Source organism: Anaerobiospirillum sp. NML120511, assembly GCF_023050955.1.
Lineage (GTDB): Bacteria > Pseudomonadota > Gammaproteobacteria > Enterobacterales > Succinivibrionaceae > Anaerobiospirillum.
In genome coordinates, this window is the sequence record NZ_JALKIK010000061.1 from 1 (window position 1) to 20581 (window position 20581).

The window sequence follows — 20581 nt, forward strand, 5'->3', positions numbered from 1 at the left end:
TTTTTACTATGTGATCAAAATCTCGTTTTTAAGTGAATCTAAATTGTTAAAAAGTGATCCTGGTATCACATTTTATTTTCCGAATTTGATCCTTGGATCAAATTTCACGCTTTGTGCGTAGCCCCTGAGTAATCCCCAGGCCAGCTGATGTCCCCACAGCCCCGCAGCCCAGCAGGCCACTGCCTTTCCCGGCAAGGCATGCGGCCCTGCCTGCTATGCCATGTCCATGACAGTAACAGCCAGACCATGCTTTGTCATGGCTGGCCGTGGCCTGCACAGCACAGCATAGCCCTGACCTGCCAATATTCCACTTATCCACCTTGTCATGCCATAGCCAGTGCATGGCTACGGCATGGCAAGATAATATCCCTTGCAAAGACAGCAAATCTCCATAGCATGGCCATGTCCAGTGCTGGGCTTGCCCAGGCCGTTGCATAGCCAGGCCTGGCCATGGCCGATGCATGGCAATTGGGGCCCATGTAAAGCCCTGGTGCAGCCATAGAGAACCCCTTACCTGGCAGCAGCATGGCCACGGAGCAGCCAAGGTAGAGCTACGGTATAGCCATGGGATAGCAGTTGAGTTGTTCTGGAATGGCTATTTGTTCTCTTTGCCCTGGTCATGCCCGGCAGGCATGGAAGATAAACTTCAGGCAAGACAACCCTGGGTCATGCCTTATCCTGTAATTACCAGAGCCGCTGCCTGCAGCAGCTCTGTTCCCATGCGGTGTCAGTATCTGCCGTATGTGCTGCAGCCAGAGCTGCAGACGGCAAGGCAGCCGTACCGGCCCCGGTCATGGGGCTGTCATTGGTCCGGTTAGCATCCTGGGCTGCCTGTCGCAGCTGAAAGCAGCAAGGTCTTCCTGCCTGGCCAGGGCTGAGCTGGGCAGGGCTGAGCTGTGGTGAGCATCAGCTTATTAGTCTTCAGCTTCCAGTCCTTTGATCCTGCTCTTGTCCCTGTCCCAGGGACGCCAACAGGTCATCAGCACCTGCCCTTTGACGTCAGCTATGAGTTCACTTGTTCTGAGCTTCCGGCTTTTGTCTCTTTGTCCTTTGGTACAGGCACACTAATGTGCATGAGCATGGCTATGGCTATGGTAATGGGCTCTAAAGTAAGCTCAGGAATGAGTTATTGAAGTGAGCTCTGGAATGAGCTCATGTATGATCTCCGCTCCGGGCAAAGGCAAGGCAAGGTATGGAGATGCCTGGTGGGGCTTAGGTGTCTTGGGTCAGTGGGATTTCTGTCCGTAGTCATGGTGCATTATGACGGGTATTGTGGATCATACCGGGGCATAACATCTGTCTGTTACGGCCTTTAAACACAAAACAGACAGTAAAGTTCTAGAATATAAGTTCAACACAAGGTTTTAACCCGCCTGAGCTCCGTACCGGTTCCTGATGGTTCGAGGCTGTCTGGAGCTGGAGATGGGGCTGGCCCGACATGGCTGCATGCCTGCATGTCCTGGTCATAGTCTTATTGCCTGTACTGAACCAGACAGTCCATTCATGCCTTTATGGCTGACCGTATGGCCATCACTGGCCAGGCATGCGGCTTATGCCGTGGCCGGGCTGCCATTGGCCTGGCAGGCTTGATTAAGTGAGGCTGTGCCTGCAGGGCAGGTTCTGATATCGTAGAGCTGTCTGATGACAGGCTGCAAACCAATTAGATGAGGATACATAAAATGCGTTTCCTGGTAGATCTGCATACCCACACTGTGGCCAGCGATCATGCTTACAGCACTATCAATGATTATGTCTTACAGGCTCAGAAGTGTGGCATAGCCATGTTTGCCACTACCGACCATGGTCCTGATGTCCCTGATGCCCCTCATCCATGGCATTTTGGCAACCTCAGAGTAATTCCTCATGTGGTGGATAACATTGCAATTTTGCGTGGTGTTGAAGCCAATCTGCGTGCTGACGGCACCATTGACCTTGAAGACTACATTCTTGACCGTCTGGATATTGTTCTGGCCGGTTTCCACCCAAGCCTTGATCCTACTACTGAGGCTGAGCACACCGAGATTGTCAAAAAGGTCATTGCCTCAGGCAAGGTAGATATCATCACCCACCTTGGCAACCCAAGATATCCGGTTAACTTCCGTGAGGTACTTGAGTGTGCCAAAGAGCACAATGTAGCCATTGAGCTCAACTCATCATCTAATGTAAATACCCGCTCAGGCAGTCGTGACAATTGCATAAAGGTAGCTACCCTGGCAAAGGAAATAGGCAATGTCATTGCCCTTGGTTCTGATGCCCATGTCTGCTACTTCCTGGGTAACTTCAAGGAAGCAGAGCAGGTCATTGAGGCAGCCGGTATCTGCTATGACCAGGTTATCAACACCAGCCCAATGAAGGTGCTCGATTTCCTCGAGTCCCGTGGCCGTGAACCAATCAAGTCACTCCACCGTTTCTTTGCTCCGTTCTAAGAGTAATCTCAAAGGCATCAGTCCGCAGGACCCAAAGCAGTCTGCAGGCCCGCATGCAGGTCCATGAGCATGTATGAAGCACGCATGCCCGCAGACGGCCTTCCTGGGCACTCTGCCCCAGGCTCCCTGCCTGAATGCAGGCATGTCAGGCCAGCTGCAGGCCGCCTTCCAGCCCTGCAGCTTGAGTCACAGCCGGCCAGTCTGCCTGCCAATGCTGTCTGCAGCTGACGGCTGAGGCCCAGGGCCATCCGCCACTGAGCTCATGCTCAGGGACGGCAGCCATATGACAGCTGCCATACAGCATAAAGCCCCGTGATCGTTTTAATCACGGGGCTTTATGCTTAAATGGCCCTGAGTTTCAGGCTGAACTTTTGAAGTGAGCCTTTGGCTGAGGCCTCATGTCAGCCTCTCACTCTGGCTATTAGTCAGCCCCCTCATTCTGTGCCCGACAATATGCCGAGGCCATTGTTGATTGAATCAAGTGTTGATTTAATCAAATTTTGATTTAATCAAATCCAGAGCAGGGTTGAGCAGTGTAAGGCAGTTTAAGTCAGCGTAAGGAGCTGAGCTGTATTGCTACGTCATGCAATGCTAAGCCATCCTGCTCTTTGTTAGCCTTGCCTGGGCTGGCCTTGTCGTGCCCAGCCTGGCTCTGTCAAACGATACGGGTTGCATGACGCAGGTATGGTCAGTCAGGTGTGGTCATCAGGTTTAATGATTGATGCTGCCAGGCCGGGCTGGGCCTGGAGCCGGTCTGCCTGGCCTGATGGCTGATGCCACAGAGGCATGATTGAGGTGCCTGGCTTTAGGAGTGTGCTCCCGGGTGCTGTGCACGCAAGGCAGGGGATGGTGTCATAATGCGTGGCGCTATTTGTGGTGTATCACAAAAATACACTTTTTCGGACAGGGCCTGATTTTTATCTATGGGGTAAATCTGTTTCGATAAAATGGCGATCCACTGAAGAGTAAGGCGCTTATCTGAGTAATATTGTCGATATGGGGGACGGGCTTTTCTATTGAGCTTACAGGCGCAATTGATTATCTTGTATTTATACCCCCGGTAATTCCGTCACTTTTGACGGAGTAACCTGCATCAGCTCACTGACAGGACTTACACTTGAGGCGGCCTGTAAGCACAGGCGGCAATATGTGTATTGGCCCTTTTTGTATTGCATTTGACCATGCAGCGCTGCCGACTGGCAGCGAATTTTTCCCGCTCAGGTCAGACCATGGGATATTGAGCTGATTGCTGCACCTTATATCAGGATATCAGGTGAGCACGGCAGGGCGGCAGTGCTGATGAGCGCTGCCTGAAGATATATGAGTGCCACTTTTGTTACCGTGCCTGCAGGTACGGTTGCATACGCTGATTTTCAGCAGGCAGTCTGTGGTTTAGTACAGCATATGGACAGGCTGTCGGGGGCAGCTGACTGTGCTGATAATATCCTTTAACAGGTAAGGTCAGGCATGGAACTACATCATTTCAGCCATAACGTGCAGTTATGGAAGATGAATCAAAAGTACGCCCGCCAGATTATGAGACGCCATGAACCTGAGAAGTTCGGCGACTACACTTTTGTCACCGGAAAAGTAAAGTACCTCAAGGAGGTACAGAGCCTGCACTCCCAGCTCTTCCGTGTGCCAATGCTCAACTGGCTTGTGTGGCTGTACCGCTTCCGTTCTCCGGAGCTGGTTTCACTGGTCCTGGATAAGGAAAACAAGGTGGTAGGCTATGAGTGCTTCATGCTCAATGAGGGTGAAATCGAGCACCATATCCTGCATTCACTGTACGTAGGTGTGCATCCATCCCTGCAGGGTCAGGGTATTGCTACTGCTCTGCGCCGCTGGTCTATTGCCTCCTACGACTTTGGCAATCTCAATGCCCTGTCTACTGTCGCCGACATGAATGACATCAGAGCCCTGCGCTCAGCCCAGAAGGCAGGCTACGGCATTGAAAAGCAGGCCCTGAAGCCGCCTGGTCACTATCTGGTCAGACATCTGACCATTGCCCGCTAAGCAAGGCAGGCCAGCCAGCGCAACTGTGCGCTGCCCCGCCCTGCCAGAGGCAGGGGGCATTGTGCACCCCAGCACCAGTACCACGCAGTGCTGCTCAGCTACGGACTGCACAGTCCACAACCGCTGCACAGGGCACAGCAGGGCATACTATGCCCCAGGGCACACAGACGCTCCTGGGGCTGCATACAGCTTCTACAGCAAGGCCTGTCCATTTGGACAGGCCTTGCACGTTCTTGAGGCCATTAAGCCGCTACAGCGAAGCTATGAGCCTCTATACGGCCATGGTTACAGCTCCTGTGACAGCTCATTACCTGGACAGCATCTGATGTCACTTCATGACATGCTCTGCCCTGGGCTATGTCAGCGATCGGCATGGCCTCTCAGCAGTCTCTCAAGGACTGTCTGCAGCCTATCAGAGCAACGGATAGTGATATAGCTGCTGGATGTGCCTGGGGCTTAGCAGGTGTCTGTAGCCCTGTCTGAGGCTGTGGTTGCAGCCTTAACCATAGCTGTTACTGTATCCGCATCCATAGTTGTGCCGGGGATAGCCCGATCTGCTGGGGTATACGGGACGTTATGGTACAGGACGGTCAGTTAGGCAGGACAGGATAAGCGGGCATAAGAGATGGCTGTAGGGCCTTGCAGCGGACTGCTCATAAGCTGGAGGGATCATGGCTTTGCCTTGCAAGGAGGACCACTCCAGCCTATCCTGTCAGTCAGCCATCCACACAGCAAGGCAGACAGTCAGTCATACAGCAACTAAGATTGCAACTCAGGCCTGTCCTGGTCCAGTGCGGTCAAAAACTGGTGTTTGTTCGCAGCACATATGAAAAAAGCGCCACTGCCGTAAGGCAGGGCGCTTTTTTCATGCTGCAAAGTTCAGCCAGGTCTTACTTGGCGACCTTCTTGAACTTGAGGCGGTGAGGCTGAGCTTCTTCACCCAGCTCCTTCTTCTTCCAGGCTTCGTACTCAGTGTAGTTGCCCTCAAAGAAGCGTACCTTGCCCTCATCACCGTAGTCCAGGATGTGGGTGGCAATACGGTCGAGGAACCAGCGATCGTGGGAAATAACCATAGCTGAGCCTGGGAACTCCAGTAAGGCGTTCTCAAGGGCACGCAGGGTTTCAACGTCCAGATCGTTGGTAGGCTCGTCCAGCAGCAGGAGGTTGCCGCCAACCTGCAGCAGTTTGGCCAGCTGCAGACGGCCACGCTCACCACCGGAGAGATCGCCTACGCGCTTCTGCTGATCGGTGCTTCTGAAGTTGAAGCGGCCGATGTAAGCACGGGATGGGATCTCGTAGGAACCGATACGCAGAATGTCCTGACCGTGGGAAATTTCCTCGAAGACAGTGTTGTCATCGTTCATTTCGTCACGGAACTGCTCAACGTAGGCTGTTACTACAGTGTCGCCCAGCTTGATCTCACCTGAATCAGGCTTCTCAAGACCGGTGATCATGCGGAACAGGGTGGACTTACCGGCACCGTTAGGACCGATGATGCCCACGATGGAGCCCTTTGGCAGAGTGAAGGACAGATCGTCGATCAGCACCTGGCCATCATATGCCTTGCAGAGGTTCTTAACCTCCAGTACGGAATCACCTAAACGTGGGCCAGGTGGAATGTACAGCTCGTTGGTTTCGTTACGACGCTGGTACTCAACAGAGGACAGCTCTTCAAAACGTGCCATACGGGCCTTGGACTTGGCCTGACGGCCACGGGCACCCTGACGGACCCACTCAAGCTCGCGCTCGATGGAGCGGCGACGGGCACTTTCGGTGTTCTCTTCGATCTGCAGACGCTGATCCTTCTGCTCCAGCCAGCTGGAGTAATTACCCTGCCATGGGATACCCTCGCCACGGTCGAGCTCCAGAATCCAGCCTGCAACGTTATCCAGGAAGTAACGATCGTGGGTAACGGCTACTACTGTACCTGGGTACTGGTGCAGGAACTGCTCAAGCCAGTCAACAGACTCGGCGTCCAGGTGGTTGGTAGGCTCATCGAGCAGCAGCATGTCAGGACGCTCAAGGAGCAGACGGCACAGAGCAACACGACGGCGCTCACCACCGGAGAGAACCTTGATCTGACGGCTGAAGTCAGGAAGACGTAAGGCATCGGCAGCACGGTCAATCTGGTTGTCCAGATTGTGGCCGTCGTGAGCCTGAATGATGGCCTCAAGCTCAGCCTGCTCTTTGGCAAGAGCGTCGAAGTCTGCGTTTTCATCTGCATAGGCAGCGTAGACTTCATCAAGGCGGGTCAGGGCACGGTTAACCTCACCAAAAGCCTCCTGAATGACTTCCTTAACAGTCTTTTCAGGATCGAGCTTAGGCTCCTGAGGCAGATAGCCAATCTTGATACCAGGTTGTGGACGGGCCTCGCCTTCATAGTCCTGGTCAACACCAGCCATGATCTTAATCAGGGTGGATTTACCGGCACCATTCAGACCTAATACGCCGATCTTTGCGCCCGGGAAGAAAGACAGAGAAATGTTATTTAAGATTTGTCTCTTTGGGGGCACTATCTTGCCCACACGATTCATAGTAAAAATGAATTGAGCCATATCATCCTCATTAAAAAAGATTGGCTTAATTATAACAACATAGGATTATTTATCCATGCAGCCGGGCTTTTATATGCCCGCCACACCACCAGTCCCGCACAACCACGCCCACACCACCAGACCATCAGCCCCCAAAACCACGCAGGCAAGCAACACTAAGAGCCATACCGCCACTAGAGGTGGATGAAGCTGCCAGACCCAGTACATGCAGTGCTACAGTGCTTACCTCCTGACAGGGCACAACATAAACTAACAGGCAGGCACCGCGTACCGAAAGAACTGCAGCAGGTCAGGCAAGTTGCCGCGCCAGAGGATGTCGCATCATATGCGACATCCTCTGGTCAATGTGGTACCGCCATAAAGGGGTAATGAGCAAAATACGCCAGAAAGGCGAATTCGTTAGCTACCCAAATAAATTCCAGCAGCCTGCAAAAAAGCCCTCTGCTCGAGTGACCAGAGGGCTTTTAAATAATGATAGAGATTGAAGTAGTCTGGTAAAGGCCTGCCAAAGGCGGCTTTTAGCCTAACAGGGACAGGCCCAGCTGAGTACGGGTGTTAGCCTGCATCAGCATTGAGGTTGCGGCCTGCTGAATAAAGGACTGATGGGAGGGGGCACGAATTCTGCTGCGGGCATCAGCCTGGTCTCTAATGAAGATTTTAGTCTGTTTTGTAAAGCATCCAGGCCTACTCTCTTGCTGTATAGGCACCAGTCAGCTTATCAATATTCTGTAACAGCAGAACAGCATGGTAAAGTTTCCTCTTTTGCGTTCTTATGACCGTAAATCTAAAGAGAGCCAGGTGCTTTCTTGATGCCTTTTTTCAGCGTTTGAGTGTTAGTTACTTTCATAATCTTTTAGAAAGCAAAAAGGCGGGATAAACCCGCCTTGAATGATAAAGAGAGAATGAAATGAATCTGTATTACTGACCTAACAGGCTCAGAGCGATTGTTGGACGCTGGTTAGCCTGGGCCAGAACAGTCTGGGATGCCTGCTGAATAATGTTGTTCTGAGTGAGAGAAGCGGTCTCAGCGGCGAAGTCTGTGTCACGAATTCTGCTGCGGGCGTCAGCCTCATTTTCAGAGATAGAGGCCTGATTGCGAATAGTACTTTCCATACGATTCTGGAGAGCGCCAAGACCGGCGCGCTTGGAGTCAACTACCTGGATCATGGTATCAATGTTTGCCAGAGTCTTGGTTGCAAGCTCAGCGGATGAGATGGTCCAGCGCAGTTTAGATAAGTGCTGGGCACTTGTAGCAATTAATCCATTATTTGCGCCAGCAGCGTTATTACCAGCTTTACCCCAGCCTGCCATAGCGGCCATGCCGGAAATGGTAAAAGGCTGATCCCACTGCAGTGATAGTGTGTCGTTAGCATTGGCACCTACCTGGAAAATAATCTTTCCTGCATTAGGTCCCTGACCTCCTGGAATAAGGCTGTTCTCATTCTTAAGGTGATTATTCACACCAGTAGTCTGCTTGCCGTTAAGAACTAATGCACCTGCGAAAGTGGTCTGGCGGGCAATACGGTTAATTTCATCAGAGAGCTGGGTGACTTCTTCTTGGAGGGCCTTGCGGTCGGCCTGGGAGTTGGTGCCGTTGGCGGACTGTACAGCCAGCACACGGATGCGCTGGAGCATGTTGGTGGTTTCGTCCAGAGCTCCTTCGATGGTCTGGGCAAGGGCAATACCGTCATTGGTGTTACGGTTACCCTGGTTGAGGCCATTAATCTGGGAGGTCAGACGGTCGGAGATCTGCAGGCCGGCAGCGTCGTCCTTGGCGGAGTTGATACGCAGGCCTGAGGACAGTCTCTGGTAGGAGGTATTTAAGCTCAGAGTGCTATTGGCCAGCTTGCGCTGGGCATTGATGGAGCTGACGTTCGTGTTGACGTAAAGAGCCATATCTGATCTCCCTTTATGGCCTTTTACGGCCGATAACTTCTGTTTCTCTTATCGTTCACATGTGCTGTACATGATCTTATTTAGTTTATCCGTTAGCAATGACTATGCCACTGACATTGATGGCGGTGGTTGTGTTTTGGAGAATGCTCTATAAAAGGTATTACAGACTGTTCAATGTACTTTCCCTGTTAGTCCTGCCCTAGGGCCGTCAGTGGGGCAGCTCATGTGGCCACTTTCTAAATTCATATCCTTCCCTATCTTCTTCTCCATGCTTATACCTGAACTCTTGCATGTAGCTGCTACTGCTGGTGTCATCAGGCAATCCCCATCCCTCTGATAGTTATCCTCTGCTCTGTGTTGGTATAGCTCTCTCTACCCAATGTAAGCTTCGTAATATGTATTTGCCTGTCATAGTCATGCTTTAGTTGTCATGGCCTGGCCTGGCTGGACATTACATTTGCCTGAAAGGTTCTGGGAGTTGCTAGGTTGAAATGTGTTGATGTTACGGGAACAGCCAGGTTGTGCCGTGAAAATGACGGTAAGTTTTGCCTTGGCTGTGACAGGAAAATAACAGCGTCTATTGGCTGTCACAGTTGTGACAGCAGGTATTTTCTGGTCAAACTTAAAAGTACGTTGGTGAGTGTCTCTTGGGTGGTGGTCACGTGGGGATGTGACCTGCAGTGAAAATTTACGGGAGTAAAGTCACGACCTTGCCGCTTTGGAATGTCTGAGGCAAATGGTTCAAAAGATGGGGTTCTTGCTGGGTGGTACGCAGCATAAATGTGATGAAAATCAAGTTTTATAACTGGCACGCTACCTGCAATAATCTCTGTGCAGACAGGTTATTTATCCTGTTCATGCTTTAAAGAGAGAAAGAAAAAAAGTCTTTGCATTCTGTGCCGGTCAGCCTGTAAAAGCCACCGGGCACAGATTAAAAGGTAAAGAGAGAGAATATGCGGGGAGCCCTGCTCCCCACATTGTCGTTATGAGAGCGGCAATAATTGCACCCTGGCAAAGACTCAGCCACATTCGGCTTAACTGTTCCTGGAGAAACGATGTGTTTCTCGTAACCGGAGTTTAAAGAAATGCCTTTATTCATTAACAGCAACATTTCATCTTTATATGCCCAGCGTGCCGCCCAGCGTGCCAATGACAGCCTTGATGTCTCCTACCAGAGATTATCCTCAGGCTTACGTATCAATAAGGCCAAGGACGATGCCGCAGGCATGCAGGTTGTTAACAACCTTTCCACTCAGCTTGACGGTCTGACTCAAGGTAACCGTAACACCCAGGACGCTCTGGCTTTCTGCCAGACCATTGAAGGTGCTCTGGATGAAGTTACCAACATGCTGCAGCGTATTCGTACCCTGTCAGTACAGTCTGCCAACGGTACCAATACCGAAAAAGACCGTGAGTCCCTCCAGATCGAGGTTACTCAGATGGTTGAGGAAATCGCCCGTATTGCCAACGACACCACCTTTGCCGGTGCTGACGTCTTAAACGGCAATGCCGGTATCGCTTCTTTCCAGCTCGGTGCTGACCCATCCTCCATCGTTAAGATTGACCTGACCCAGTCCATGGACGTAGACGGTCTGGCCTCTCTGGCTGTTCTGTATGGCGGCAGTGACGAGTTCGAGATCGACGGTCAGAAGTACAAGATTAAGGACGTCTTCAAAAACAACGGCACCAACCCAGGTATCAACATCAGCACTGCTGAAGAGGCCACTAAGACTCTGGGCGGTATCGATCACCTGATCAACGCTGTAAACCGCAAGCGTGCTGAGCTTGGCGCTTTACAGAACCGTTTTGAAGCAACTGTACGTAACCAGGACTCCATCAAGGAGAACGTAGCTTCCTCACGTTCCGTATTACGTGATACCGACTTCGCCGAGGAAACTGCCAACCTGACCCAGCAGAATATTATTCAGCAGGCTACTGCCACTATCCTGACTCAGGCCAATCAGCGTCCACAGGTTGCCTTAAACCTGCTCAACCGCTAACTGAGACCGGCAGAACTGCCCTGAACAGTTTTCTTTAAACTCTCATAGAACAGCCTGCTGTACTGTCCGGCACAGGACAGAATCGGTATGGCTGGCATCAGAAACCATCGTGCCCTTTTGGGTATGATGGTTTTTTTTGACCTGAAAACAGCACCCAAATGGCGATTTCAGGCTAACAGGATTTATGAAAGGCCAGATTTTGAAAATCCGGTTCCTGTTTAGAGGGAAACTGACTACCCTCCGCAATCAATACAGGCGTCAGCACGTCCAGCTATCTGCCGGTACATCCACATCGGCATTAGATAACCAGCACGTCAGTACCAATGTCCATCCGTCTGTACGATACACCTCCCTTTCAGTCCTTCAACTGCCCGTACATTAAGCAGTCATATCACCATTCAATCATGTCACACGGGCGACATGAAGGAGACATCCATCTGCCAGGCAGTGCCATGTCTCATACACTCATCACTCCGTACATGTGTATCATGCTATACAGCCTGGCCTTGCGCAAATCTGTATTATTCAAGGCATTGGCCAGCCAGCCTGTCAAACAGGAAGCCCGTCAGCAATAAATCTGTCCTGAAAGAATGTCAGCCAACAGGCTGTGCTGCAAGACCAACACCCAATAAGCAAGCAAGCTGCCCGCAAAGTCCCTCACAGTCCAGTCATCAAGCTGCCTCAGAGGCCATAACCATGGCGTTCATCAGGTTGCCCGCAAAGGCCATCAACTGTCCAGTCAGTGTCCTGCTGCACAGGCCAGCACCAGCCCAATCACTCACCAATCTGACAGTGATTCGTCCAGCCAGCAAACAGTTCATGAACCATTGGTATTCAGGCAATACTGCAGGTTCATCGAACACATCCATAGCCAGGTAAGGTCAAAACAGGCTCAATCCCGGTGAGGCTGTGCCCTGTTATGCCGTGCAATGCCATGTTATGCCATTCCCCGTTGTGCCCTGCATTTCTGTCCAGATCTATGGCGTACTCTGCAATACCATGTCCGGACTGTCTTGTCTAATGGCCAGTTGCCAGTTCCGGGCTTACCTGCTGTCATGTTGCTTTTGACTTCAGGGATGGGCCTGCTGGACCATACTGTCATGCTGGTGGGGCATCCTGGTAGAGGAACGCTGGAGGGCAGCCTCCTGGTTCATTTCAGCGGGCTGAAAACAAAACAGCAGCCTCAGGGGACTGAGGCTGCTGTCTGTGGCGGCACTGCGTGGGTGGCACGCAGTGCCGGGTTGCGTGACGTCCGTGGATGGCCGCAGCCGCAGGCTGGCGGCCATCCGGGGCATCAGGCGGACGGGGCGGCTGCGACAAAGGTTGTGCTGACAAGATAGGCTGTGTAGCCAATGTATGTGGCCAGCATCAGGCCACCTTCAACACGGTTGATACGGCCTGGTCCTTTGATGCCTATGCCTACTATGAGGATAAATAGAGTCAGACCGGCCATGACTGTCATGTCACGGTAGAAGACCTCAGGCTCAACTATCATTGGGGAGATGCTTCCGGCAATACCTACAACGGCCAGGGTGTTAAAGAGATTGGAGCCAATGATATTGCCAAGGGCAATGTCATGCTCTCCTTTCATGGCAGCAATGATGGAGGAGGCAAGCTCTGGCAGTGAGGTGCCTACGGCCACAATGGTAAGACCGATAATCAAATCACTGACACCCAGGGCAGTAGCAATCTCAACTGCACCCCAGACCAGCATGCGGGAGCTGGCAATCAGTAACAGCAGACCAATGACCAGCCACATGATGGCACGGGATAAAGGCATGTCATTTCCTTCATCCTCTTTCCCCTCGTCAGGGTCTGGTACTACCTTTTTATTTCTCTCCTGCAGGCTCTGGTAAATGGTATAGCCCATGATAAGAGCAAATACGGCGATCATGATAAAGGCATCGAGGCGGGTAATCTCATTGTCCCAAACCTGGAACATGGCAAGAGCAGTAACGGCCAGAAGTACTGGCAGCTCTTTGCGCAGTACCTGAGAGGATACGGCTACCGGGCTGATAATGGCGGTCAGACCAAGAATCAGGCCGATATTGGTGATATTGGAGCCATAGGCATTACCAAGGGCAATACCTGGATTGCCATCACTGGCAGCCAGGGCTGAAACTACCATCTCAGGGGCTGATGTACCAAAGCCCACGATGATAATACCGATAAGCAGAGCCGGCATGCCGAAGTAACGGGCTGTTGCTGCTGCTCCGTCAACGAAGCGGTCAGCACTCCAAACTAATAAAACCAGGCCAACTACTATGGCCGCAGCAGGAAGAAGCATATTTACCTCATGCAGTTTGCTGTTACAAGGATACTGTTAATACAGACAGGGTGTGATTGTAATGGCACAAGCTTAGGAATGTCTTTTGACGGCTCATATTTGTGCATTCAGCCAGCCATTGAGGACAAGTGCTAATGACATGGGTTAAATTGAATGGCCACACCTGCCAATTTGGCTTAAACTTAGCTCTCCCGAGCCAGTATGACTGAATAATCAGTACTTAACACCTCATCACATACATGGCTCACTGTCACGGAATACCCGAGTACCACTGGTCCCCATCTGCAAAATGGCTGTCTGCCCATCCTGTCAGCAAGCTGCTCGTCAGTTTCTGGTAATGCGGGGCATTGCCTGAGCTCAAAGAGATTTCTGACTGCTCGTTAATCTGCGAGCAGGCAAGCTTGACAGCACGCAGGCGGGCAGTCGGAAAACCTGTCAGCAATTCATACTGGCAGGTTTACCGCTGCCTGTCAGGTGTATGGGCTGCAGGTCACTAATAGTGCCGGTGATGCGTATTTCTATGATCTCAGATGAGCAAACTGACCTGATTGCTTTCTGGCAGACGCAACTGAGGGAAGCGGTCCGGCTTTTCTGTCTGTCAGCCCGCCAGCATGTCATGCTGTCTGTTTGCTGTCCTGCCTGTCTGACCTGCTTGGCCTGGAAGGTCCAGCTGTGCAAAGTCACAGCCAGCCTGTGCTCAGCGGCTCATACTGTACTGTTGGGACACAGTCTGTTTAAATTGCTCATTGCAGGTCATTTCATTCATGCACAGAACAGCAGAGCCAGCCAAAATGCTGGCCCAGGGCGGCATGGGCATCACACTTTATGTGCTGACATGGGCTCATGACGTCAGAGGATGAGCCTGACTCCTGGCCATTACCAAGGCTATGCCCATGGCAATGGCCATGTCAGGTTTGTCGCTGACCTGCAGCAGGAGCAAGGCAAGGCTGGCATGTGGCATGGCTGGGCAATGCCTGTCAGGGCAGGCATGGCTGTGCCGGGGCTCAGTATCAATAACTCCCACGAATATAGTAAAGACTGAAAATGGAACTGACTCTCAAGAACAACAGCAACGTAAACACCTTATTTGTTGGCAACCCTGAAGATAATGCTACCCGTGAGATCGGTGGCGGTAATCTCTTCTATGGCGATCCGGCCAGCTTCTCTCCAAATGTCTTTAAATATGTCATGGAGCGCTTCAACGTCAAAAGCGTACTTGATGTAGGTGCCGGACTTGGTAATGTGGGCCGTTATCTTATTGATACCTTCAAGGTACCGGTACTGGGTATCGATGGTCTGCCATTCAACGTAAAGAACTGTGCCTATCCTATTGTTGAGCACAATCTGACCAAAGGCGGCTTCGTATGCTCCCCTGTTGACCTCACTGTCTGTGTTGAGGTGGTAGAGCACATTGAAGAGAAGTATCTGGACTCTCTGCTCGACACACTTACCAATGGCCGCTTTATTCTTATGACTCATGCTCTTCCAGGTACTGGTGGCGAGTTCCACTATAACGAGCAGCCAAGCGAGTACTGGATTGAAAAGCTGGCAACCCGTGGCTACGGCCTTCTGGCCGCCGACAGCAATATAGTCCGTCGCCTTGGTGCCAGTGAAAATCACGGCGCCACCTACTTTGCCCAGAGCGGTCTTGTCTTTGGCCGTATCCCTGGTGCCCAGACCAGCTCCCCAGAGCACCAGGGCTAAGACGACTAAGCAGCATGACCTCCCATGAGTCTGCCAGCAAGACATCCTGCAGGTCCATGCATATGACTCCGGTCAACAGGACAGCAAGTTAGAAAGCCAGCAAACCGACATGTTATGAAGTCTGTCATGCCTCAAATAAGGCTGTACTTTAGCAGTGACGACATGTCATGGACGTGCCTGGCCTGACTATCGCTGCGTTTAGTTTAGTCAAGGCTGCTCCAGTGTCTGGCATACAACAGTTATCCGTCGGGAACGACAGCCGCATGCAGCCATAGACTGCAGACAATGACTGTGCCGGTTGTAGGGCACCATATAAAAGGGCCGCCTGTCCTCTCCTGGACAGGCGGCCCTGTAATATGGGCTGAAAAACTTCCAGCCGGTCTCAGGCTCAAACATGGGCCATGAGACATTCACTATGCCATGTACTATCGCAAAGATCTGAGCTCATCAGGCAGCTTGCTGTCAGAATGAGCGTGCTGGACTGGACAATCACCCAGAATATAGAGCATTAAGAACCGGGCCTGCAGGCTGAGAATCCCCGACAAGCTGGACAGCTGGTTCAGGCTGGGCAAGATGCGTACCCATGCCATGATTGCGAAAGGATGTCGAAAGAACGCCAAAAGGCTGAACACAGGCTGCAGTATGGGCGATGGCATATGGCCCATATCCCATGGCTCTTATGTCCTTGCTCCATTGTCCATGTCTTACAGCCCGGCAAGTCATGAGCAATCAGGGCCATGAGGCATTTAGGTGAGGGACAGTGCAGCAGTCAGCTCTATCTGACTTCTTCAGGGATGGGGACTGAAGGTACTGTGCTGAGTGCAAAGCCATACAGTGGAAATAGCCAGTATGGCAGTGCTTTAGAGGGCATGAGACAGATGACTGCGCCATGGACAACTGTTCCACAGCAGCTGGAGGCTGTGCCCATGCTGACCGTGCAAGGACATCTGCCTATGGCTATGGCAAGCCATGTCGGCTATGAACTGTCGTGCCAGGCATTCGGCTGGCAAATGCCAACTGGCTGTCATGCCGGTGTGGGCATGATAGCTGGCTGTGAGCAAGGCTGACTGGCTGGCAGACAGCCGGACCTGCAGGCTGCCGGGCCTGCTTTTGACGGTAAGGGTGGCTGTCGGGTGCCATTTAGAGGGGCCTATGGGAGGCCTGAAAAAACAAAAGCCTCAAACGGTGCTTTTAAACCGTCTGAGGCTTTGTTTGAGAATTCTGGTGGAGGTGGTGGGATTTGAACCCACGTCCCAAAAGACTCTACCGTCGGTACTACATGTTTAGACTTCTCTTTGATCTCAATACTGGCTGCGGAGAGTCACGCCACCAAATATCCAGCTTGATAAAAGATTTAATGCTTCCACCTCAAGCGAAGCTTCCACACGAGCTGATGAGGAAACTGACACCGGATTTGCTAAGCGACACCAGCAGGGCTTAACACCGATGGCCTTACGCAGGTTATTAAGCTGCTAAAGCGTAGTTTTCGTCGTTTGCGACTATTTTAAAGGACTTTTTACGAGGCAATCCGCCCTCGACATGCACCTCAGGCTCGGTAACTTCCGGTCGAATCCAGAATCACCCCCAAGGGTGTCCCGATTATATGTCTTTAAATGCCACCATGCAAGATGCAGTAAACAAAATCTCCTGCCACGGCATGACTGAGCAGGCCATAGTTTTGAGGTCCCGGCTGATGACAGTCAGCTGTGAGCCGGGCAAGGCTAGGGAATCATGTCTGGACATGGACAGGTGCCCTCCATGGCAGGACCCATCTTCATCTGGCCAGTAAGGCAGTCTTTACAGCCCCTTACATCTCCCATTTCTTGCCTTGCATGGCCTCACCCTGGGCTGACCAGTGCCTGACAGGCACTGGGTAAGGAGTAAGGGGTAGTGGGCAATACAAAAGGGGGCAATGGGCAATGGGCAATTGGGAAAGCCGTCAGTCTGCGGACGAACGATTAGAGATGACATCTGATACAAGCCAGTAGATGAATGCCGGTTGCGAAGTTGACTGAGCATCACGGTGAGCTGCCCGGTCAGTCCATGTATCAGGCTGCATAGCTGCCTGGATGATTAGCCGCATAGCAGCGTGAGATGAGTGGCAGTGGTATGCCTGAGTTTCATTGCCTGACTGAGGCCGGGAGCTGGATTGAGTGAAGTCTGCAAGAGACTTTTGCGGGCCCGGCAGGTGCCTGCCAGGAGCGTCTGTGCTGGGCAGGCACCATGATGGGCCGTTAAAGGACTGAGGCTATTAAATTTTGCAAAAGCCATGGCACAATAAGAGTTTGTCTTATAATTGCCGACATTGGCATTTTGAAATTATTGTGTGGCTACCCAATGCATAAATTCATTACCAGGCGGTTGCATCAGCTGCTTTCTCAGGGATTAAAGCTGTCAGTGCTGGCCATGGCTGTCTACGGCCTTTCAGGCTGCACCGTTAACAACGGTGGACCTTTTACTCCGGCGCTGGATGCTCCTTTTTCTATTGATAAGGATGAAACCATACTGGTACTGCCTGATGCTGCTGAAAGAGAGCAGTATCAGATGCTGCTCACTCAGTTTACGGCTGCCCTTGCAAATCCGGGCATAACCCGTGAGCAGAAGGCTCAGCTGCTCTATCAGCTGGGCATTATCTACGACCGGCTTGGTCTTGATGTCACTGCCCGCAACATGTTTCTCAATGCCCTGGTAGAAGTTCCTGATTTCCCTCAGGCATACAATTTCCTGGGTATCTACCTTGCCTCAGCTGAGCGCTTTGCCGAAGCCTATGAAGCCTATGACTCAGTGCTGGAACTCGATCCCAAAGAGAAATTTGCCTGGTTTAACCGGGGCATTGCTCTTTACTACGGTGGCCGATCCGAGCTTGGTATAACCGATCTGCTCAAGTTCTACGAATTTGACAAAAATGACCCTTTCCGTATTGCCTGGCTCTACATTCTGGAGCGTGATGTCTACGGTGAGGAATACGCCACTGAGAAAATCATCGAACGTCGCAATGACATAGACAAAAAGGTTCCATGGGGCCTTGAGGTGCTCGATTTTCTGAGCGGCAAGCTCAGCTCCAAAAAGATGATTGCTGATCTGCGCAAGGCATCAATCGATAATGTAGAAAGAGGACGTCGTCTGTGCGAGGCCTATTTCTACATGGCCAAGCTGGCCCAGTTTGAAGGACAGTACAAGAGAGCCTATGACCTCTTCCACCTGTCCATGGCCACCAGTGTCACCGGCTACCTTGAATACCGTTACGCCATGATGGAAATCATGCGCCTCAAGCGTTTTGAGGCCGTAGCCATTGTCGACACTCAGGCCAAAGAGCAGCAGCGCAAAAGAAACGAACAGCTCGAAGAGCAGGCCGACGAGGCCCACCGCTACTTTGAGGCTCAGCGCAAGCTCATCGACACCAAAGCCACAGCAGCCCAGCCAGCCTTCAAGGCAGCAGGCAATGCTGCAACCAGCAAGACATCCCAGCAATCATCCAAACAGGCAGCTCAGCAGTCATCCATTCCTGCATCCCAGTCTGCAGACATGGCTGCAGACCCGGCAGCGGCCCCTGCTGTCGGCAAGGCAGCTGACAAATCAGCTGCAAATGATTCTGCCAGGGATTCAGCAAAGGCTTCTGCCAGGGATTCTGCCAGGGCTTCAACCAGGGTTACTACAAGGGGCTCAACCCAGTCGGCCGGGAAAGCAAAAGCCAATACTTCAGGCCAGACAATCGACAAGACTGATGGAAAGGCAGCTGATAAGACCAAAGCTCAGCCTGGTTCCAGCTCAAAGAACACTGCCTCATCAAATGATCATGGCTCAGCCAAAGAAGATTAAAGCGTCAGGCAACTCAAGTCCCGAAAAGTCTGACAGTAAGACCTGTGTCAGTGCAGCAATATACTTAGAGGCCTTTGGCCATAAAAATGCCGTAAATTCGGCATAATCAGCTCACTCCTCAGATCTGCTGCAGGCTGCAGAGTTCCAGTAAGTACAAATACAGCTTTGCGAGACTGAAGAAAAGTCACGATCAACCGATGCAGTAAGCACAACAAATGTTGTAAAATCTGCACGCTCCCATGGGCATTTCAGTATGCACCCCATCAAGGGTTGCAGCCATGGGAACGGGCAGCACCACATGCTGCAGACTTAGCAAGGGGTTAAACACTGCTCAGTCAAAAAGTTAAAGGACCGGCAACAGTTCATGATGAGCTGATTGCCGGTCCTTTAAAGATCTCACATGCAAAAGTCTCTGCAGTCAATGCAAAGATTGCAGAGTTTGATAATATATAAGAACCGACACCGCAAAATGCAGGGCAGCTCTCAGCAGTTGCCTGTAAAGGGCTGGTGTACGGACTTGTCACATGCTACAGGCTCAGTAAAGCATGCATACTCTGCATGGCTGAGTCTGAATAAAGTAATGAACCGCAAGCGTACTGATGAGTTAATCACAGGCGTTGTGGTCATCTCACATGCCAGAGGTTTTGCAGCCACCGAAAAGCTGCAAAATCCGTCAGTTTGAAGGACCTGCGCTTATGCGGACTAACTGGATGGTCCGCAGGTCTTCCTGTATCTCCCCATACATAAGACTCTGCACACATGCAGAGTCTGAAATATGCAAACTAAAATAAAATTCATGCATCTGCCGCATACATTCAGTAGCCGCAAGGTGCCCATACCGTCTCACATGTAAGCAGATTCTGCAGAGATCAATACCTGCAAAATCTGCATTCTCCAAAAAAGTAGCAGCCCAATGCATACTGGCAACAGTAGCATTTGGCCTGTTCGTCCTTTCTGCATCAGATTCTCCAGGCAATCAGATACCTGCAAATCTGCTATCCCCAAAAAATAACCAAACAAGTAACAGCACATACTGTGTACTGCCCAACAGCCTGCAGGGGCACTATCCTCCATTGTTGCAATAAATTTTGCAAAAATTGCAATAAACTGCAATTTTTCCAGCCTAAAGAATCCATTAGTAAAGCTGCCTGACAGGTGCTGCAGATGTACTTTTGGTCCATTATTGATTTTTGTATATGCAATAAAATTACAGACAATGTAATGTTTCGAAGGACCAGGGCTACCATGGAGCACATGCAGGATCATGAACGGCGGGATAGGCCTGGAAGCATTAGGTTCGACTGTAGATTTGTTGATCTCGATGCAATAGTTGCTGCAAGAAATGTAAAAGGTTGCTGAAAATAGTGCAATTAACTGAAAAGTCTGCAACTGTCATGGGTCTGTAGTGGATGAGGGACTGTTGGCAGGTGGAACCGTTGATCTAGTAGTTATTGAATGGTATCCATGCAATAGGGGAAACACACGCCCCGATCCGGATCACAAAATTTAGGGCAGCCTGGCCAAGCATAAAAAGGACCACGTGTGAAACTTAACGGGTTGCATTTGCTGATAGTGCCAGCTTGTCACTAAAACGCTTTCTTAAGAAATTTGATTAATAGAAATAAAAGTTTGATCTATATCTTATTTTTAGAATGTGGATTGTCATCCTCTCAAGGATACCCCTCATAAAACAAAAAGACATGGCTTATTTACCTGAATCTTGCATATGCAAGAATATTCATAAAACAAATGAGGTAAAGCCATGTCCAGCAGTTACTTTACACCAAATCAGGCTGATTTAGTATCATCAGCACCTGCATTCTACAGTCAGGAAATGAGCACTGAGTATCATGTTCAGTCATATGACATGAGCCTCTC

The 20581-nt window shown here is 51.1% G+C and carries 10 protein-coding genes and 1 other RNA gene; 5 read left to right on the top strand and 6 right to left on the bottom strand.

Annotated features, from left to right (window positions below):
• Positions 1 to 1679 precede the first annotated feature (1679 nt).
• Together MXE39_RS11915 and MXE39_RS11920 are read left to right on the top strand one after the other, a co-directional pair.
• Entirely contained in the window at positions 1680 to 2426 is a 747-nt protein-coding gene (locus tag MXE39_RS11915) for a phosphatase (RefSeq protein WP_246978938.1), read from the top strand.
• A gap of 1509 nt (positions 2427 to 3935) precedes the next feature.
• Positions 3936 to 4442, top strand: coding sequence for a GNAT family N-acetyltransferase (locus MXE39_RS11920; protein WP_247074163.1), 507 nt, complete (start codon positions 3936 to 3938; stop codon positions 4440 to 4442).
• A gap of 890 nt (positions 4443 to 5332) precedes the next feature.
• Here MXE39_RS11920 and ettA read toward each other — a convergent pair.
• Together ettA and MXE39_RS11930 are read right to left on the bottom strand one after the other, a co-directional pair.
• A complete protein-coding gene (gene ettA / locus MXE39_RS11925; protein ID WP_246978940.1) occupies positions 5333 to 6997 on the bottom strand; it encodes an energy-dependent translational throttle protein EttA in 1665 nt (554 codons plus the stop codon).
• 918 nt (positions 6998 to 7915) lie between these two features.
• Entirely contained in the window at positions 7916 to 8893 is a 978-nt protein-coding gene (locus MXE39_RS11930) for a flagellin (protein WP_246978941.1), read from the bottom strand.
• A 1085-nt stretch (positions 8894 to 9978) separates the two neighbouring features.
• Between MXE39_RS11930 and MXE39_RS11935 the strand changes: the two genes are divergently transcribed.
• Complete coding sequence (locus tag MXE39_RS11935) at positions 9979 to 10893, top strand: flagellin (protein ID WP_246978942.1); 915 nt, start codon at positions 9979 to 9981, stop codon at positions 10891 to 10893.
• Between the two features lie 671 nt (positions 10894 to 11564).
• Here the strand turns inward: MXE39_RS11935 and MXE39_RS11940 are convergent.
• Positions 11565 to 11762, bottom strand: coding sequence for a hypothetical protein (locus MXE39_RS11940; RefSeq protein ID WP_247074165.1), 198 nt, complete (start codon positions 11760 to 11762; stop codon positions 11565 to 11567).
• Between the two features lie 425 nt (positions 11763 to 12187).
• The gene (locus tag MXE39_RS11945) at positions 12188 to 13180 is read right to left on the bottom strand and encodes a calcium/sodium antiporter (protein ID WP_246978943.1); all 993 of its coding nucleotides are present in this window, start codon (positions 13178 to 13180) and stop codon (positions 12188 to 12190) included.
• Positions 13181 to 14224: 1044 nt separating this feature from the next.
• Between MXE39_RS11945 and MXE39_RS11950 the strand changes: the two genes are divergently transcribed.
• Positions 14225 to 14884, top strand: coding sequence for a class I SAM-dependent methyltransferase (locus MXE39_RS11950; protein WP_246978944.1), 660 nt, complete (start codon positions 14225 to 14227; stop codon positions 14882 to 14884).
• 1222 nt (positions 14885 to 16106) lie between these two features.
• Here MXE39_RS11950 and ssrA read toward each other — a convergent pair.
• Positions 16107 to 16470: a transfer-messenger RNA gene (gene ssrA, locus MXE39_RS11955) on the bottom strand.
• An 820-nt stretch (positions 16471 to 17290) separates the two neighbouring features.
• Here ssrA and nlpI point away from each other — a divergent pair.
• Positions 17291 to 18703, top strand: a complete 1413-nt coding sequence (nlpI, locus tag MXE39_RS11960) for a lipoprotein NlpI (protein ID WP_247074167.1) — start codon at positions 17291 to 17293, stop codon at positions 18701 to 18703.
• Between the two features lie 843 nt (positions 18704 to 19546).
• Here nlpI and MXE39_RS11965 read toward each other — a convergent pair.
• Positions 19547 to 19969 carry a hypothetical protein gene (locus MXE39_RS11965; RefSeq protein ID WP_247074169.1) on the bottom strand — a complete coding sequence of 141 codons (423 nt, stop codon included), beginning with the start codon at positions 19967 to 19969 and terminating at the stop codon, positions 19547 to 19549.
• Between the last annotated feature and the right edge of the window lie 612 nt (positions 19970 to 20581).

Coding starts and splice junctions, on each gene's coding strand:
- MXE39_RS11915 (WP_246978938.1), top strand. CDS start 1,680: ATGCGTTTCCTGGTAGATCTGCATACCCACACTGTGGCCAGCGATCAT.
- MXE39_RS11920 (WP_247074163.1), top strand. CDS start 3,936: ATGAATCAAAAGTACGCCCGCCAGATTATGAGACGCCATGAACCTGAG.
- ettA (WP_246978940.1), bottom strand. CDS start 6,997: ATGGCTCAATTCATTTTTACTATGAATCGTGTGGGCAAGATAGTGCCC.
- MXE39_RS11930 (WP_246978941.1), bottom strand. CDS start 8,893: ATGGCTCTTTACGTCAACACGAACGTCAGCTCCATCAATGCCCAGCGC.
- MXE39_RS11935 (WP_246978942.1), top strand. CDS start 9,979: ATGCCTTTATTCATTAACAGCAACATTTCATCTTTATATGCCCAGCGT.
- MXE39_RS11940 (WP_247074165.1), bottom strand. CDS start 11,762: ATGGATGTGTTCGATGAACCTGCAGTATTGCCTGAATACCAATGGTTC.
- MXE39_RS11945 (WP_246978943.1), bottom strand. CDS start 13,180: ATGCTTCTTCCTGCTGCGGCCATAGTAGTTGGCCTGGTTTTATTAGTT.
- MXE39_RS11950 (WP_246978944.1), top strand. CDS start 14,225: ATGGAACTGACTCTCAAGAACAACAGCAACGTAAACACCTTATTTGTT.
- nlpI (WP_247074167.1), top strand. CDS start 17,291: ATGGCTGTCTACGGCCTTTCAGGCTGCACCGTTAACAACGGTGGACCT.
- MXE39_RS11965 (WP_247074169.1), bottom strand. CDS start 19,969: ATGATCCTGCATGTGCTCCATGGTAGCCCTGGTCCTTCGAAACATTAC.